General features: G+C 29.5%; 15 protein-coding genes. 7 read left to right on the top strand and 8 right to left on the bottom strand.

Annotated elements, in window-relative coordinates; translation table 11 throughout:
• Positions 1 to 9: 9 nt before the first annotated feature.
• Both BTO18_RS15500 and BTO18_RS15495 read right to left on the bottom strand, forming a co-directional pair.
• Complete coding sequence (locus BTO18_RS15500; RefSeq protein ID WP_146106965.1) at positions 10 to 828, bottom strand: TlpA family protein disulfide reductase; 819 nt, start codon at positions 826 to 828, stop codon at positions 10 to 12.
• 5 nt (positions 829 to 833) lie between these two features.
• On the bottom strand, positions 834 to 1,508 hold the full coding sequence (locus tag BTO18_RS15495; protein WP_146106964.1) for a bacteriocin fulvocin C-related protein: 675 nt from the start codon (positions 1,506 to 1,508) through the stop codon (positions 834 to 836).
• 174 nt (positions 1,509 to 1,682) lie between these two features.
• Here BTO18_RS15495 and rpsO point away from each other — a divergent pair, with 174 nt between their 5' ends.
• The 3 genes from rpsO (at position 1,683) to folK (ending at position 5,657) form a co-directional block, all read left to right on the top strand.
• Entirely contained in the window at positions 1,683 to 1,952 is a 270-nt protein-coding gene (rpsO, locus tag BTO18_RS15490) for a 30S ribosomal protein S15 (protein ID WP_105017098.1), read from the top strand.
• A gap of 240 nt (positions 1,953 to 2,192) precedes the next feature.
• On the top strand, positions 2,193 to 4,433 hold the full coding sequence (locus BTO18_RS15485; protein WP_105017097.1) for a polyribonucleotide nucleotidyltransferase: 2,241 nt from the start codon (positions 2,193 to 2,195) through the stop codon (positions 4,431 to 4,433).
• Between the two features lie 99 nt (positions 4,434 to 4,532).
• Positions 4,533 to 5,657, top strand: coding sequence for a 2-amino-4-hydroxy-6-hydroxymethyldihydropteridine diphosphokinase (gene folK, locus BTO18_RS15480; protein WP_105017096.1), 1,125 nt, complete (start codon positions 4,533 to 4,535; stop codon positions 5,655 to 5,657).
• Between the two features lie 4 nt (positions 5,658 to 5,661).
• Here folK and gldC read toward each other — a convergent pair whose 3' ends face one another.
• Together gldC and gldB are read right to left on the bottom strand one after the other, a co-directional pair.
• Positions 5,662 to 5,997 (bottom strand): gliding motility protein GldC, encoded by a 336-nt coding sequence (gene gldC / locus BTO18_RS15475; RefSeq protein ID WP_105017095.1) that lies wholly within the window; start codon positions 5,995 to 5,997, stop codon positions 5,662 to 5,664.
• Positions 5,997 to 6,956 carry a gliding motility lipoprotein GldB gene (gldB, locus tag BTO18_RS15470; RefSeq protein WP_105017094.1) on the bottom strand — a complete coding sequence of 320 codons (960 nt, stop codon included), beginning with the start codon at positions 6,954 to 6,956 and terminating at the stop codon, positions 5,997 to 5,999. Before gldB ends, gldC begins: the two co-directional genes overlap by 1 nt.
• Before the next feature lie 59 nt (positions 6,957 to 7,015).
• Here gldB and nadE point away from each other — a divergent pair, with 59 nt between their 5' ends.
• Positions 7,016 to 7,807, top strand: a complete 792-nt coding sequence (nadE, locus tag BTO18_RS15465) for an NAD(+) synthase (protein WP_105017093.1) — start codon at positions 7,016 to 7,018, stop codon at positions 7,805 to 7,807.
• 260 nt (positions 7,808 to 8,067) lie between these two features.
• Here the strand turns inward: nadE and dnaG are convergent, their stop codons facing one another.
• The 4 genes from dnaG to tig all read right to left on the bottom strand — a co-directional run bounded on the left by dnaG (position 8,068) and on the right by tig (position 13,598).
• Positions 8,068 to 10,017, bottom strand: coding sequence for a DNA primase (dnaG, locus tag BTO18_RS15460; RefSeq protein WP_105017092.1), 1,950 nt, complete (start codon positions 10,015 to 10,017; stop codon positions 8,068 to 8,070).
• Between the two features lie 108 nt (positions 10,018 to 10,125).
• Complete coding sequence (gene clpX / locus BTO18_RS15455; protein WP_105017604.1) at positions 10,126 to 11,361, bottom strand: ATP-dependent Clp protease ATP-binding subunit ClpX; 1,236 nt, start codon at positions 11,359 to 11,361, stop codon at positions 10,126 to 10,128.
• A 96-nt stretch (positions 11,362 to 11,457) separates the two neighbouring features.
• A complete protein-coding gene (clpP, locus tag BTO18_RS15450; RefSeq protein ID WP_105017091.1) occupies positions 11,458 to 12,117 on the bottom strand; it encodes an ATP-dependent Clp endopeptidase proteolytic subunit ClpP in 660 nt (219 codons plus the stop codon).
• Between the two features lie 158 nt (positions 12,118 to 12,275).
• Positions 12,276 to 13,598 carry a trigger factor gene (tig, locus tag BTO18_RS15445; protein ID WP_105017090.1) on the bottom strand — a complete coding sequence of 441 codons (1,323 nt, stop codon included), beginning with the start codon at positions 13,596 to 13,598 and terminating at the stop codon, positions 12,276 to 12,278.
• A 201-nt stretch (positions 13,599 to 13,799) separates the two neighbouring features.
• Between tig and pyrH the strand changes: the two genes are divergently transcribed.
• The 3 genes from pyrH to BTO18_RS15430 all read left to right on the top strand — a co-directional run bounded on the left by pyrH (position 13,800) and on the right by BTO18_RS15430 (position 17,547).
• On the top strand, positions 13,800 to 14,510 hold the full coding sequence (gene pyrH / locus BTO18_RS15440; RefSeq protein WP_105017089.1) for a UMP kinase: 711 nt from the start codon (positions 13,800 to 13,802) through the stop codon (positions 14,508 to 14,510).
• Positions 14,511 to 14,530: 20 nt separating this feature from the next.
• On the top strand, positions 14,531 to 15,085 hold the full coding sequence (frr, locus tag BTO18_RS15435; RefSeq protein WP_105017088.1) for a ribosome recycling factor: 555 nt from the start codon (positions 14,531 to 14,533) through the stop codon (positions 15,083 to 15,085).
• Between the two features lie 86 nt (positions 15,086 to 15,171).
• Entirely contained in the window at positions 15,172 to 17,547 is a 2,376-nt protein-coding gene (locus tag BTO18_RS15430; protein ID WP_105017087.1) for an efflux RND transporter permease subunit, read from the top strand.
• Positions 17,548 to 17,549 lie beyond the last annotated feature (2 nt).

Here is a 17,549-nt window from a genome sequence, read left to right as displayed (position 1 = left end):
TTTTTTTATTTATTCATTTAAAAGTCTTTCTATTTCATCTTCAAGTGAGCTTACAAAAAGGTAATCTTCCTCAAGTGCAGGATAACCATTGAATCTTATTTTTTTATTTTTTATTATTACCAGATGTGGATATTTATTAAACCCTAACTGTTTAGGAATAGTATCAGAATCTGAATATAAGACAGGAAACTTATAATTATATTTTTCAATCATTTTTTTTGCATATCCAATAGTATCATTTTTACTAGGTATATTAACAGCATATGTTAACACATTAGGGTTTTTAATATACTTCAGGTAAAGTTTTTCATATTCTGGAAACTTTTTAAAACATACACCACAATTTGTTGTCCAATAATCTAAAACTATAATTTTGTTATTAATCGTATCTAATCTTATTTGATTTCCATTAGATAAAAGCTCCATTTTGGGTACATTTTGAGGTTTTCTAGCGTTTATATTTTCTAAAAAAAACCATAAATTCTTAAACCCAAATAAACCAATTAAAACTAACAAAATTGGATAAAGAATTTTTATCAATAGAAGTTTGTTTCTTAAATAGTAACCTAATAAAAATGTAAGTGGTGTAAAAACAACATAAATAATTACATTATTAATTTTAGTATCAGGCAAAAACAAATGTATAAACCAAATAATTAATAATGGTAATAAAGAAGCAATCACATCTTTGTATAACATACGCATACTTACAAAAAATGCTACTATCATAAATATAGGAAAGATAATTCTTTGTGTTTTAAAAATAAAAACAAATAATATATATACTACAATTGTTAAACCACCATTAATAAATATTTTCTTTATCATTGATGTTAATTTTTCGGCACCTCTGATGGTATTTCTGCTGAACAATATCCTGTGCAATTAGAACTCCCAAAAACACCACAATCTCCATTATCGGTTTTACATTCATCAGGTTTAACACAATCATTACTCAAACCACTACAGCCCCAAAAAGAAGACCTACAACTACATGTATCAGGTTCTTGTTGTCTAGATTGGATATTGCTATCATCAGTTACTAAATCTTTTTCACTTACGTTTCCAATCGAAAAAAAAGTACTATTAACAAAATTTTTATTCCAATTAAATTTTTTTGCTGCAAATGTTACTTTCTGATCTAATTCTTCTGAAAATTCATCAGAAATTGTTGATTTGTAATCTATTTTTTTAAAGGCTTCTGCAAACCACTTTAAATAATCCATCTCTTGCTTGGATAAATTCATATTTAAAATGTAATCAACTTTTTCTTCCCAGATGACTTTTCTTTGCTTTGGACTCATAGCTCTTAAAATAGCTCTTTGTTTTTCACGTTTAAAAGCCAACAAGTCCTTCCTTTTATATTTTGATATTAGCTCTATATTATCCTTTACCCAAGTATTAATATTTTCATCATGTGAAAATTCATGATCTACAGTTTCATTGCAACTAGTGAATAAAATAACACACATAACAACATAAATTGACTTTTTAAAAAAGTTTTTCATAAGAATTTAAGTTTATAATAAGAATTTTGGAAGATAGTTTCATAGCCTATTTTTCCTACACAATGTTAATAATAATAATAATATCAAAATAAATCTATTCAAAAAATAATTCTATATTTGCATCTGCAAAGCAAAATCTATGCAATACATAAAAATCATTTAAATAATATTGGCATGTACTTAACAAAAGAAGTAAAAGAAAGCATCTTCGAAAAACACGGTAAAGGAAAAAACGATACTGGTTCTTCAGAAGGTCAAATTGCGTTATTTACGCACAGAATCAATCACTTAACAGAGCATTTAAAAAGAAATCGTAAAGATTTTAATACAGAGCGTTCTTTGGTAATGATGGTTGGTAAGCGTAGAAGTTTATTAGATTATCTAAAGAAAACTGATATCTCTAGATATCGTGCAATAATTAAAGAATTAGGAATTAGAAAATAATTTCTTAAAAAGAGGTGCTATAAACGCACCTCTTTTGTTTTTTATTACTTCATTCTCTTATCAAAAAAGAGAAATTACATTTCTTAAAGACTAACAAACTTTGCAGAAATAGAAAAAAAATCAAAAGAACTAACAAGCCTTTTGAATTTCCATTGGAAAAACATACAACAATTTATACTGAACTTGTTTCAGTACTACAACACAACAACAAACAAATTAAAAAATTAGAATTAAAATTTTATGATTCCAAAGGTATTTAGAGAGGTCATCGACCTTGGAGATGGAAGAACCATCTCATTAGAAACTGGTAAATTAGCAAAACAAGCTCATGGTTCAGTTGTTGTTCAATCTGGTAAATGTATGTTATTGTGTACAGTGGTATCAAATTATCATCAAGCAGATGTAGATTTTTTACCATTAACAGTAGATTATAGAGAAAAATTTGCAGCTGCAGGACGTTATCCTGGAGGTTTCTTTAAAAGAGAAGCAAGACCAAGTGATGGCGAAGTATTAACAATGCGTCTTGTTGACCGTGTTTTACGCCCATTATTTCCAAAAGATTATCACGCAGAAACTCAAGTTATGATTCAGATGATGTCTCATGATGATGATGTTATGCCAGATGCAATGGCTGGTTTAGCTGCTTCTGCTGCTATTCAATTATCAGATGTCCCATTCGAAACTCCAATTTCTGAAGTAAGAGTTGGTAGAGTAAATGGCAAGTTTGTAATAAACCCAACAAGAGCACAATTAGCGGAAGCTGATATAGATATGATGATTGGTGCTTCTGCAGATTCAGTAATGATGGTAGAAGGTGAAATGGATGAGTGTTCTGAAGAAGAAATGGCAGATGCAATTAAATTTGCACACGAAGCTATTAAAGTACAATGTGCTGCTCAAGTAGCTCTTGCTGAAGCTTTTGGTAAAAAAGAAACTAGAGAATATACAGCAGAAGATTCTGATGAAGATTTAGCTGCAAAAATTCACGATTTAGTATATGACAAAACCTATGCAATTGCAAAAGCAGGTTCTTCTAAAAAAGAAAGAGGAGCTGCATTTAGCGAAATTAAAGAAGAGGTTTTCAATTCTTTCTCTGAAGATGAGCAAGCAGAATTAGGTAAATTGATTCACAAGTATGTAGCTAAAGCACAGAAAACTGCCATTCGTGATTTAACGTTAAACGAAGGTTTACGTTTAGATGGTCGTAAAACTACAGATATTAGACCAATTTGGTGTGAGGTAGATTATCTACCATCAACTCACGGTTCATCAATCTTTACAAGAGGAGAAACGCAAGCATTAGCTACTGTGACATTAGGAACTTCTAGAGAAGCAAACCAAATAGACATGCCATCTTTTGAAGGTGAAGAAACGTTCTATTTACATTATAATTTCCCTCCATTTTCTACAGGAGAAGCTCGTCCATTAAGAGGAACTTCACGTAGAGAAGTTGGTCATGGTAATTTAGCACAAAGAGCATTAAAAGGAATGATTCCTGCTGATTGTCCTTATACAGTAAGAGTTGTAAGTGAAGTTTTAGAATCTAATGGCTCATCTTCTATGGCAACAGTTTGTTCTGGAACAATGGCGTTAATGGATGCTGGAGTTCAGTTAAAGAAACCTGTTTCTGGTATTGCTATGGGATTAATTTCTGATGGTGAAAACTATGCAGTTTTATCAGATATTTTAGGTGATGAAGATCATTTAGGTGATATGGACTTTAAAGTAACTGGAACTGCTGATGGGATTACAGCTTGTCAAATGGATATTAAAATCAAAGGATTAAGTTACGAGATTTTAGTAAATGCTTTAAAACAAGCAAGAGATGGTCGTTTGCATATATTATCAAAATTAACAGACACTATAGAAACACCAAATGAAGATGTAAAAGCACACGCTCCAAAAATGATTACAAGACGTATTCCTAATGATATGATTGGTGCGTTTATTGGTCCTGGAGGTAAACACATTCAAGAATTACAGAAAGAAACTGAAACTACAATTGTAATTACAGAAGATCCTGTTACAGAAGAAGGAATTATCGAAATTTTAGGTACAAAACCAGAAGGAATTGAAGCTGTTATTGCTCGTATAGAATCGATGTTATTCAAACCAGAAAAAGGTTCTGTTTACGAAGTAAAAGTAATTAAAATGTTAGATTTTGGTGCAGTTGTAGAATATACAGAAGCTCCTGGAAACGAAGTTTTATTACACGTAAGTGAATTAGCTTGGGAACGTACTGACAATGTTTCTGACGTAGTAAAAATGGGAGACATTTTAGATGTAAAATACTTTGGAATAGACCCAAGAACTCGTAAAGAAAAAGTTTCTAGAAAAGCATTATTAGAAAAACCAGAAGGTTATGTTGCTAGACCTCCAAGAGATAATAATCGTGGTAGAGACAACAGAGGTAGAGATAATCGTGGACGTGACAACAGACGTGATGATAGAAGACCTAGACAAGAAAAGAAAGAGGATTAATTTGGCTTAAACTGAAATTCAATTCTTTTCATAATGTTCATAAATCGCCAATTAATTTTGGCGATTTTTTTATGCTTTTTTGTTTCTTTGTTGTTCTCAATGAAAACTCAAAAAACAACTTTTTTATCTTTAGGCACAAATCTAGGTAACAAGTTAGAAAACCTGCAAAATGCAATTGATTCTATTGCTAATCAAGTTGGTGCTATTTCTAAAATTTCCTCTGTTTATAAAACAGCCTCTTGGGGTTTTGAAAGTGATGATTTTTACAATATATGCTTGGAAGTTATAACTTATCATCAACCAGAAAAATTGATGCAAATTCTATTACAAATAGAAATTAAGCTAGGTAGAACAAGAAAGAATACACAAGGTTATGCAGACAGAAATATTGATATTGATGTGTTGCTTTTTGAGGATGAAATTATATTTTCTGAAGCTTTAACACTTCCCCATCCAAAAATGTTGGAGCGTAAATTTGTTTTGGTTCCTCTAGTTGAAATTGCACCAAATGTTTTACATCCTATTCAGCAAAAACCAATTTCTACTTGTTTACGAAATTGTGATGATGGTTCTGATATTAGTATTGTAGATGAAAAATTAAATAGACCAATTCCCATATCAGAAAAATACAGTTACATTGCTATTGAAGGTAACATTGGTGCAGGAAAAACTTCTTTATCTAAAATGATGTCTGATGATTTTAATGCGAAAGTAGTGTTAGAACGTTTTGCTGACAATCCTTTTTTACCAAAATTTTATGAAGATAAAGAACGTTTTGCTTTCCCTTTAGAAATGAGTTTTTTGGCTGATAGGTATCAACAACTGTCTGATGATTTGGCACAGTTAGACTTGTTTAAAAATTTTATAATTTCTGATTATTACATTTTCAAATCTTTAATTTTTGCCCAAATTACTTTACAAGAAGAGGAGTATAAATTGTACAGAAAAATTTTTGATATGATGTACAAGGAAATTACAAAACCAGATTTGTATGTTTATTTGTACCAAAATACAGAAAGGCTTTTAGAGAATATTAAAAAACGTGGTCGAGAATATGAGCAAAATATTGAAGCCAATTATTTACAAAAAATTCATGATGGCTATAAAAGTTTTATAAACACTCAACAAAACTTAAATATTTTGGTTATTGATGTATCAGAGCTTGATTTTGTAAATAATCATGAAGACTACACCTCTATCATCAATCAAATTAAAAAAGGATAAAACTCTATTTTTTCAATTCTAACTTTTCAGCAAAATAATCACAAAAATCACGCATTGTAGCACTCATTTTTGCATCATCAGTAGCACGTTCAAAAGTATCTGCCATAGAAACCAAGGTTTGATGATAAAACTGTTTCATTTCATCAACTGGCATATCTTTGGTCCATAAATCCATACGTAAAGTGTCTTTTTGTTTATGATCCCAAACAGAAATCATTACTGCTTTAGAAAATTCATTGTCAACTCCACCATCTTGTGCAGTCCAAGAAATTTCTTCAGGAACTTTATTCTCATCTAAACCAATAGTAAATTTTACTTCAGAATTGTGTTTAACAGCCATTATCTTTTAGGTTTATATTTAGACTTTTTAAAGATGATTTCTTCATCTGTTTTTAATAATTCTTGCAAAGATACGTCATTATTTTGCATGTAAGCATCAACAATTTGCCAACCAACCCAAACTCCAATCTTTCCTGGAGACAAGTTATCTTGCTCCATATAAAATTTAGAAAAAGGAGCATTTTCTAGAAACCGCTTATTGAGTTTTGTATCTGTACTGAACAATAATTTTTTTTCAATAAAATATCTCCAAATTTGCTCTTCATTAGCTTCTGCCCAATTTAGTTTATCAATTGAATATCCTGTTTTTTCTTTATCAGAAACATCAGGTAGATAGCTATTTAACAAATACATTTTTTTACCCTCATAAATCATTTTATCTATAAACCTTCTTTTGTTTGATGGGTAGATTTGTGCATCGATAATCGATTTTGCTACATCAATAACAATGTGTTCTTTAGAATTATTTTCTTTAATATAATTGGGATAATCTCCATAAAATGGATGATTTTTACCTAGATAAACATCCAGAGAAATTAACACTAAACTATCTGCATAAATTACTTTACTCTCATAATCTATATTACTTAACATTGTTACAATATTTGGCGTTATAAATTTAGGATTGTAATATTTTATGTGTTTAAAAAGTGATAAAAGTTGATTTTCTACTGAAGAAAAATCCTTGTAAACTTTTTGAGTTTCATTAAATAATTCTTGTTCTTGTTTATCATTAATTTTTATAAATGCTAAACTGTCAAAAAACTCTTCTGGAAATAAATATGGATATTTTTCTTTTACTTTGGGTAGTGTTTGCTTATTGGCGTTATAAAAATCTACATCGTATCTTTTTACTGAAAAATCTGCACTAACATTAGAAACATTAATTTGGTGCTCATTTTTATTAGAACATGAAAAAAACAGGCTTAAAACTATTAATACACTAAAAAAAAATCTCATATTCTTTGTATCTTAGTAACTAGAATTTAGAACGATAAAAATACTAAAATAGTTTATTAATGAATACCGAAAAAGTAGCTGAATATATTATAAATTGGTTAAAAGAATATGCAGTAAATGCAAAAGTAAGTGGTTTTGTAGTTGGTGTTTCTGGTGGAATTGATTCTGCTCTAACATCTACTTTATGCGCAAAAACTGGCTTACCTACATTATGTGTAGAAATGCCAATTCACCAAGCAGAAAGTCAAGTTTCTAGAGCCGAAGAACATATAGCCCAATTAAAAGAAAGATTTAAAAATGTTTCATCTGTAAGAACTAACTTAACTTCTACTTTTGAGGAATTTAAAAGTATAGTTCCTATTACTGAAGATAAAACTAAAGTAGATTTGTCTTTAGCAAACACTAGAGCTCGTTTACGAATGACAACCTTGTATTATTTAGCAGGAATTAACGGTTCATTAGTTGCTGGTACAGGAAATAAAGTTGAGGATTTTGGTGTAGGATTTTACACAAAATATGGTGATGGTGGTGTAGACTTAAGCCCAATTGCAGATTTAATGAAATCTGAAGTATATGCTTTAGCTGCTTATTTAGGTGTGCCAAATTCGATACAAAAAGCACAACCAACTGATGGTTTGTTTGGAGATAGTAGAACAGATGAAGATCAAATTGGGGCTTCTTACGATGAATTAGAATGGGCTATGAAAATGCAAGATGAAGGTAAAGTTGCTGATGAGTTTAATGGAAGGCAAAAAGAGGTTTATGAAATTTATACTCGTTTAAACACTATTAATCAACATAAAATGATACCTATACCAGTCTGTGAAATTCCAAATGAGTTTATGGAATAAAAAATTATAACACAGAAACAAAAAGATTTTGAGAGCTATAAAAAAATAGCATTCAAAGTCTTTTTTATTTTTATGTAAGTTCTTCTTTTTGCTCCTTTTGAAATCTCAAAAGGCAAAAAGATAAATAACGGTATTACCTTAAAAAGTTGGATTAGTTTTCTCATAACGTAAAATTCTTCTTCAAATACCAATATACAATTTTCTCTAAATTAGCAACACTTTTTTTTCTGAAATGTAGTATTTATTGTATAAGACGTAAATTATACTACTCTATTAAGCTTTTCAAAAAGACGAATTCTTAAAGAATTGTAGTTCATTATTTCTTCTTTTTCAGCATTTGAATATTCTTTTTCAGAATTTAATCTCTCTTTAACTAATCTATCAATCAAGATTCTTCTTAAATTAAAAACAACATCATTCACTGCTTTAAATAAAACTTCAACAGATTCTTTAACAAATATATTTTTACTTTCCCAATTGCTTAATTGGTGTTTTTCTTCATCCATTAAAATAGAAGTAACTGTACTAGAAATAATATCATTTTTATGATTTACTAACTTGTCTATTTCTAGTTTCTCAAACTGATTTAATTGATGAATAATTTCATTATAAATTTCTTGAAAAATAGGGTTCGTAAACTCAATTTCATCATCATGCAAATGCAAATAAATTTCTGCAGAAACTGTATTTTGATACTTTCTGGTTGTAACAATTTCTTTACTATCTTCATCAATATTTACTATTTCTTCAGTAAAATCAACCTCGTCATTGCCATATAACAACAAAAGTCTTATAATTTCTTTTTCTAAAATAGAGAGTTGATCTACTTCTTTTACCTGTATCTCTTGCTTTTTTACAACCTCTAGAGTTTTCTTTTCTGATTGATGTTTTTTGGCTTCATCTTTATTGGTTTTTGAGATAATTTGTGCTAACTCACTAAATAAAACACGTTCAGAAATCTCCATTATTCTAGAGCATTCTTGTACATAAACTTCACGTTGAATAGAATCAGGAATTTTAGAAATACTCGTAACAATATCTCTAATTAAACCCGCTTTTTTAACAGGATCATTAGCTGCATCTTTTAGTAAAAGAGATACTTTAAAATTGATAAAATCTTGAGCTGAATTTTCTAAATACTCTTTTAGTTCTACATCAGAATGTGCTTTGGCAAAACTATCAGGATCTTCTCCATCAGGAAATTGCACTACTTTTACATTCATTCCCTGTTCTAAAATTAAATCTATTCCACGAATGGAAGCTCTAATTCCTGCAGCATCACCATCAAAAAGTACAGTAATATTTTTTGTTAGGCGATTTACCAATCTAATTTGATCTGAAGTTAATGCTGTACCAGAAGATGCCACAACATTTTCTATTCCAGATTGATGAAAGGAAATAACATCTGTATAGCCTTCTACTAAAAAACAATTATCTTGTTTTGCGATTTCTTTTTTAGCTTGATAAATTCCATAAAGGATTTTACTCTTATGATAAATATCACTTTCAGGTGAATTTAAATATTTTGCTGCTTTTTTATCAGCTTTTAAAATTCTACCTCCAAAACCCAAAACACGTCCAGACATGGAATGGATAGGAAATACTACACGACCCTTAAAACGATCAAACTGTTTGTTTTCTTTTACAATTGTTAAACCTGTTGATGCTAAATATTTAAGTTTATATCCTTTTGTTAATGCTGCTTTGGTAAAATTATCCCATTCGTCTAAACAATAGCCTAAATCAAATTTTTTGATAGTTTCTTCTCTAAAACCTCGTTCTTTAAAGTAACTTAAACCGACTGCTTTCCCTTGATTGGTATTCAGCATTTGATTATGAAAATATTCTTTGGCAAAATTAGACACCAAAAACATACTTTCTCGTTCATTCATTTGCTCTTTTTCTTCACTGGTTTGCTCTGTCTCTTCAATTTCGATATTATATTTTTTAGCCAACCATTTTATAGCTTCTGGATAGGTATAATGCTCATGCTCCATCAAAAAAGAAATGGCATTACCTCCTTTACCTGTTGAGAAATCTTTCCAAATTTGCTTTACAGGAGATACCATAAAAGAAGGTGATTTTTCATCTGCAAAAGGGCTTAAACCTTTAAAATTACTTCCTGCTTTTTTTAGCTGAACAAATTCACCAATAACCTCCTCTACTCTTGCAGATTCGAAAACACGGTCTATGGTACTTCTAGATATCATTTATAGTTTATTGGAAAGTGAAAACAAATATAAGAATTACAAATTTTTCTAAAATAAAAAAACCTCAAAGTAAAACTCTTTGAGGTTCTGATAAATAAATATTCTTAATTAAGAAGCTGCTCTTAATTTTTTAAGTGCTATTTTAGTTAGTTTAGATTCTGCATAAGATTTTGTAACATTAAACTCTTTATCTTCAGAGCTAGGCAAATCGAACATAGCATCTGTAAAAATAGCTTCACACAAAGAACGTAAACCTCTTGCTCCTAACTTATATTCAACTGCTTTTTCTACAATATAGTTGAGTGCTTCTTCATCAATAGTAAATTCAACATTATCCATACCAAAAAGTTTGGCATATTGTTTAATGATCGAGTTTTTAGGCTCTGTTAAAATAGCACGTAATGTTTTGGCATCTAAAGGATTCATAAAACTTAACACTGGTAAACGCCCTATAATTTCTGGAATTAAACCAAATGATTTTAAATCTAAAGGTGTGATATATTGCAATAAGTTTTCTTCATCAATTTTATCTTCTTCTAAAGATGCACCAAAACCAACCGCTTGTCTATTTAATCGTTTCCCAATCATTTTATCAATGCCTGAAAATGCACCACCTGCAATAAATAAAATATCTTTAGTATTCACCTCGATGAATTTTTGCTCTGGATGTTTTCTACCACCTTTAGGTGCTACATTTACTACTGCTCCTTCTAGTAATTTTAATAATGCTTGTTGTACTCCTTCACCAGAAACATCTCTAGTTATTGAAGGGTTATCTCCTTTTCTAGCAATTTTATCAATTTCATCAATAAAAACAATACCTCGCTGTGCTTTTTCTACATCGTAATCCGCAGCTTGTAAAAGTCGGCTTAAAATACTTTCTACATCTTCACCTACATAACCTGCTTGTGTTAAAACTGTTGCATCAACAATAGAAAAAGGTACGTTTAGCATTTTAGCAATTGTTCTTGCTACTAATGTTTTACCTGTGCCAGTCTCACCAACTAAAACGATGTTTGATTTCTCTATCTCAACATCATCATCATTATCTTCTTGTAATAACCTTTTATAGTGATTGTAAACAGCAACAGCCATAGCACGTTTTGTTTCATTTTGACCGATAATATATTGGTCAAGGAAATTTTTAATTTCTAATGGTTTCTTTAGAATTAAATCTTTAGATAAGCTATTTGACTTTGCTTCAGAAATTTCTTCTTCTACAATACCATGTGCTTGTTCAATACATTTATCGCAAATATGAGCATCCATACCTGCAATAAGCAAATCTGTTTCTGCTTTTTTTCGTCCACAAAATGAACACTCTAAATTTTCTTCTTTCGACATTTTGTTTTTACTTAAAAACGTCATAACGAGTCTACGAAGTTATCTCTCATTTAAAAAAAAAGATTGCTTCACTCTGTTCGCAATGACAGAACTAATTTACTTTCTTGCTAAAACTTCATCAATCATCCCATATGCTTTGGCTTCATCTGCTCTCATCCAATAATCTCTATCAGAATCAGTTTTTATTTTATCAAAAGTTTGTCCAGAATGATTTGAAATAATTGTATATAATTCATCTCTTAATTTAATTGTTTCTTTTATTGTAATTTCCATATCCGAAACTTGTCCTTGAGTACCACTCATAGGTTGATGAATCATAATTCTTGAATGGGGTAAAGCTGAACGTTTTCCTTCTTTACCTGCACACATTAAAACAGCTCCCATAGATGCAGCCATACCTGTACAAATTGTTGCTACATCTGGTTTAATAAATTGCATTGTATCATATATACCTAAACCAGCATATACTCCACCTCCTGGAGAGTTGATATAAATAGAAATATCTTTATTCGCATCAACACTTTCTAAAAATAACAATTGTGCTTGTATAATATTAGCTACCTGATCATTAACTCCAGTACCTAAAAAAATAATTCTATCCATCATTAAACGTGAAAAAACATCCATTTGAGTGATATTCATTTGACGCTCTTCCATAATATATGGTGTTAAGCTATTTGCTAATTGTTGGTAATATGTGCTGCTTATTCCTTTATGTTTAGTAGCGTATTTTTCGAACTCTTTTCCAAAATCCATTATCTATATTCTTTTTAATTGAATTAATATGTAAAGATAAGAACTATTCTCTTAATATTATGTTAGTTTTTTTAAACGATAAAACCTGAATTTTTTCAATTCAGGTTTTATTTTATTTTGAGAAACTAAAACAAATTCAGTAGAATAAATAGGAGTTTTTATTTGTAAACTTCTTTTATAAAATCTTCGTAAGAAACTTCTTTTGTCTTAAATTTCATATTCTCTTTAAAGAAAGTCAACAATTTTTGACTAATTAATTGAGATTGTAGTTTTTGAGCTTCATCTTTGTTTTGTAAGATTCTACCAGCAATATCATCCAATTCTTTTTCTTCTGGATTCATATTACCAAATTGAGCCATCTGTGTTCTAATAAAACCTTTAGCATAATCTACCAATTCTTGATAATCAAGTTTGATATCATTATCCTTCATAATTTTACCTTCTATTAATTGGTAACGTAGACCTTTTTCGGATTTTTCATATTCAGCTGTAGCTTCTTCTGCAGTCAGTTCTTTTTCTCCTGCAGTCTGCAACCATTTTTCTAAAAATTCTTTTGGCAAATCGAATTTTGTGTTTTCAATTAAATGCTCTTGAATTGCGTTTAATAATTGTTGATCTGCTTGTTGTTGAAATTGTTTTTCTGCGTCTTCTTTAATCTTTTCTCTTAATTCAGTTACTGTAGAAACACTTCCATCAGCAAATAATTTATCGAATAATTCTTTATCTAAATCTGCAGGTTCTGTTTTGGTTATATCTTCAACTGTTAAGATTACTTTGATATCTAAATCGTGAATTTCATCGTGAGAAACACCTAGTATATTTTGTAATTTATGGTCATCTTCGAATAATTTCTTGGTTTCTAACTCGATTACATCACCAATTTTAGCACCTATAACTTTCTTTTCGTTTTTCTTTCCTTTTAAGTCGTTAACTAAAAAAGTAGCTTTTTTATTGATTTCTTTTTCTTCGTTTACAAAAGTACCAGTAACGTTAGAATGTTCTGTTGCTTCATCTAATGAACTCATTTTTCCATAACGAGTTTGGATATTTTTAACTTCTTCATCAATTAATTTATCTGTTGCAACAATATTGTATTGTTTTACTTTGTTTTTTGCAGTTAAATCAACATTAAATTCTGGAGCAATACCCAATTCAAATTCAAAAGAAAAAGTATCTGCATCCCAATTAAAGTCTTCTTGAATTCTTGGTAATGGGTTTCCTAGAATGTCTAATTTTTCTTCTGTGATAAATTTGTTTAAAGAATCTTGTAAAAGCTTATTTACTTCATCAATCATTACAGATTTACCATATTGCTTTTTAATCATTCCCATAGGTACATGACCTTTTCTAAATCCTGGAATGTTCGCTTTTTTTCTATAATCTGTTAAAACTTCTGTAACTTTTGGTTGGTAATCATCAGCAACTATATCAACCTTTACAACTGCATTTAATGCATCTACGTTTTCTTTTGTAATATTCATCTTTTCGTTTTAAAAAAATCGACTGCAAAATTAGTTATTTTAATTGTATCCTGCAATGTGTAAATAGTTCTATTTCAGTAATTTTATTTTAGTATTGAAATTTAAAATCAAAAGAAGTTTTTCTAAAATATGTAAACCGAAAAAAATGTTTAATTTTGTGCAACTTAAAATTTCTTAACGAAATTAATTTATCCAAATAAAATGCAATACAAAAGAATTCTTTTAAAATTGAGTGGAGAAGCTTTAATGGGCGAAAGACAATATGGTATAGACCCAAAACGTCTTTCTGAATATGCAAAAGAAATTAAAGAAGTTGTAGAAAAAGGTATAGAAGTGGCTATTGTTATTGGTGGAGGAAATATTTTTAGAGGTGTTGCTGGTGCTAGTAATGGCATGGATCGTGTACAAGGAGATCATATGGGTATGTTAGCTACTTGTATAAATGGACTTGCACTACAAAGTGCTTTAGAAGATGAAAACGTTCATACAAGATTACAAACTGCACTAGAAATTAAAGAAGTAGCAGAGCCATATATTAAAAGAAAAGCTATTAGACATTTAGAAAAAGGACGTGTTGTTATTTTTGGAGCTGGAACTGGTAACCCATATTTTACAACTGATACAGCAGCTGTTTTAAGAGCCATTGAAATTAGTGCTGATGCAATTTTAAAAGGGACAAGGGTTGATGGTGTTTATAATGAAGATCCAGAGAAAAACAAAAACGCAACTAAATTTGATACTATTTCTTTTAAAGATGTGATTAATAAAGGGTTAAAAGTGATGGATATGACTGCTTTTACCTTAAGTGAAGAAAATAAATTACCAATTATTATTTTTGATATGAATAAAACTGGAAATCTGATGAAATTAGTTTCTGGAGAAAAAATTGGTACCATTGTTGATGTTTTATAGAGATTAAATACAATAATAAAATGAACGAAGAAGTTGAATTTGTTTTAGATACTGCTAAAGAAGCAATGAATGGAGCTATTGCACATTTAGAAAAAGAGTTGAAAACCATTAGAGCTGGTAAAGCTACGCCTGCTATGTTAAGTACTGTAATGGTAGATTATTATGGTTCTCAAACTCCATTAGCACAAGTTGCCAATGTTAATACACCAGATGCAAGAACATTAAGCATACAACCTTGGGAAAAAAACATGCTTCAAGAAATAGAAAAAGCAATACAAATGGCAAACCTTGGTTTTAACCCAATGAATAATGGTGATGTCATTATGATCAATGTACCACCTTTAACAGAAGAACGTAGAAGAAATTTGGCAAAACAAGCAAAAGCTGAAGCTGAAGATGCTAAAGTTGGTGTTAGAAACGATAGAAAAGAAGCCAATAATGAACTTAAAAAGCTTGATATTTCTGAAGATATGCTTAAAATAGCTGAAGATGAAGTTCAAAAATTAACAGATAGTTTTACTAAATTAATAGATGATAAACTAGCTGTTAAAGAAAAAGAAATACTAACCATATAATTAAGTAATTGAAGAGATGTTTTTTAAACATCTCTTTTTTTATAACACTATTTCAAATTATGTACATTTGCAGAAATTTTCTCTAAATGAATTTCTGGACAAAAGTAGCTGGTCTTATTTTAAGAAATCGCTATCTAGTTTTATTAGGTATCGCAATAATAACTGGCTTGCTAGCTTCACAAATGAAGTATATGAAGTTTTCATATACAGAGGCTAATTTACTTCCAGAAAATCATGAAGCTAATTTAGAGTACAACAAATTTCTTGAAATTTTTGGTGAAGAAGGTAATCTTGTAATTCTAGGTATAAAAGATTCAACCGTATTTACTCCTGCAAAATTCAATGCTTGGAATAATCTTGTAAATCAATTTGATAATTTAGATGAAATAGATTTTACATTATCTATTGCTGATATTAAAAAGTTAAAAGCTGATAGAAAAAAAAGAAAGTTTATTCTAGAGCCTCTTTATGAAAAAGCACCAAGTACAACTAAAGAAGTTTCAAAAATAAAAGAGCAACTTTTTAACAAACTCCCCTTTTACGATAATTTATTATTCAATAAAGAAACTGGTACATTACAGACTGCCATTTATATCAAAAAAAGCATTATAAATACTCCTGTAAGAAGAGATTTTATATTTAATACTTTAATACCTATTATAGATAAGTTTGAAGCTGACACAAATTTAGATGTCCGTGTTTCTGGTATGCCTTATATTAGAACATTAAACGCACAAAACATTCAAGATGAAATTGGTCTATTCGTTTTAGGTGCTTTACTCATAACTGCTGTAATTTTCTTTTTCTTTTTTAGGTCTTTTAGAGCCACTTTTATTACATTATTAGTAGTGTTAATAGGTGTTGTTTGGGCTTTTGGTTTTATTGGTTGGTTTCGGTACGAAATTACAGTTTTATCAGCTTTAATTCCACCTTTAATTATCGTAATTGGTGTGCCCAATGCTGTATTTTTAATAAATAAATATCAACAAGAAATAAAAAAACATGGCCAACAAGCAAAGGCATTACAAAGGGTAATTTCTAAAATTGGTAATGCTACTTTAATGACCAACATTACAACTGCATCTGGTTTTGCAACCTTTGTTTTTGTAAAAAGTAATTTACTACGTGAGTTTGGAATTTTAGCATCAGTAAACATCATCAGTATTTTTATACTGGCTTTACTCATTATACCAATTATTTATAGTTTTATGCCATTACCCAAAAAGAAACATTTGAGTCATCTTGAAAAAAGATGGATTGAAAATGTAGTTGATTGGATGGAAAAAACTGTAAAAAACCAAAGAATAGCCATTTATTTTGCTACTGTAATTGTTATCGTTTTAGGAATAATTGGCGTTTATAAAATTAGAGTTTCTGGGAGTTTAATTGAAGATATGCCAAAGAGTAAGGCTTTCTACAAAGACATAAAATTTTTCGAAAATGAATTTGGAGGTATTATGCCTTTAGAGATTTTAATTGATACCAAAAAAGAGAAAGGAGTCATGAAATTATCTACTTTAAAAAAGATGGATAAGATTAATGAAACTATCGAAAATTTCCCAGAATTATCTAAATCAATCTCTGCTGTAAATCTTGTTAAATATTCTAAACAAGCATATTACAAAGGGAATCCTAAATATTATCAATTACCTACAAATCAAGAAAAAAGTTATATTTTCTCTTACACAAAAAATTCTAATAGTGATGCTGGTATGCTAAAAAGCATTGTTGATTCTACTGGACGTTATGCAAGAATAACAACTTTTATGAAAGATGTGGGTTCAGATAGGATGGATGAAATTCAAGAACAATTACAAAGAGTAATTGATAAGGAATTTCCATCAGACAGATATAATGTTTCAATTACTGGCAAAGCATTGGTTTTTATAAAAGGGACTAATTATTTAATTACAAATTTAGTTTTTTCATTATCATTAGCCATTGTTTTAATTGCCCTATTTATGGCTTGGATGTTTCGTTCTCCGCCCATGATTTTAATATCATTATTACCAAATATTCTTCCTTTATTAATTACAGCTGGGTTAATGGGTTTCTTTAACATCCCTATAAAACCATCAACAATATTAGTTTTTAGTATTGCTTTTGGTATTTCTGTTGATGATACCATCCATTTTTTAGCAAAGTATCGACAAGAACTTATTACTAACAAATGGAGAATTAAACCTTCTGTTTATGCTGCTTTACGAGAAACTGGGGTAAGTATGTTTTATACCTCTATTGTACTTTTCTTCGGTTTTTTAACATTTACATTATCTAGTTTTGGTGGTACAATAGCACTTGGTGGGTTAGTTTCAGTAACTTTACTTTTAGCAATGGTTTCTAATTTATTGTTGTTACCATCTTTACTACTTACTTTTGAGAAAAAGATTGCAAACAAAAAAGTTTTTAAAGAACCAAAGATTAAAATTATTCCGCCAAAAGAAATAAAAATCAAAGAATAAAT

The sequence above is a fragment of the Polaribacter porphyrae genome (assembly GCF_002954685.1).
Taxonomy (GTDB): Bacteria; Bacteroidota; Bacteroidia; order Flavobacteriales; family Flavobacteriaceae; genus Polaribacter; species Polaribacter porphyrae.
This window is presented reverse-complemented; position numbering and strand designations above follow the sequence as displayed.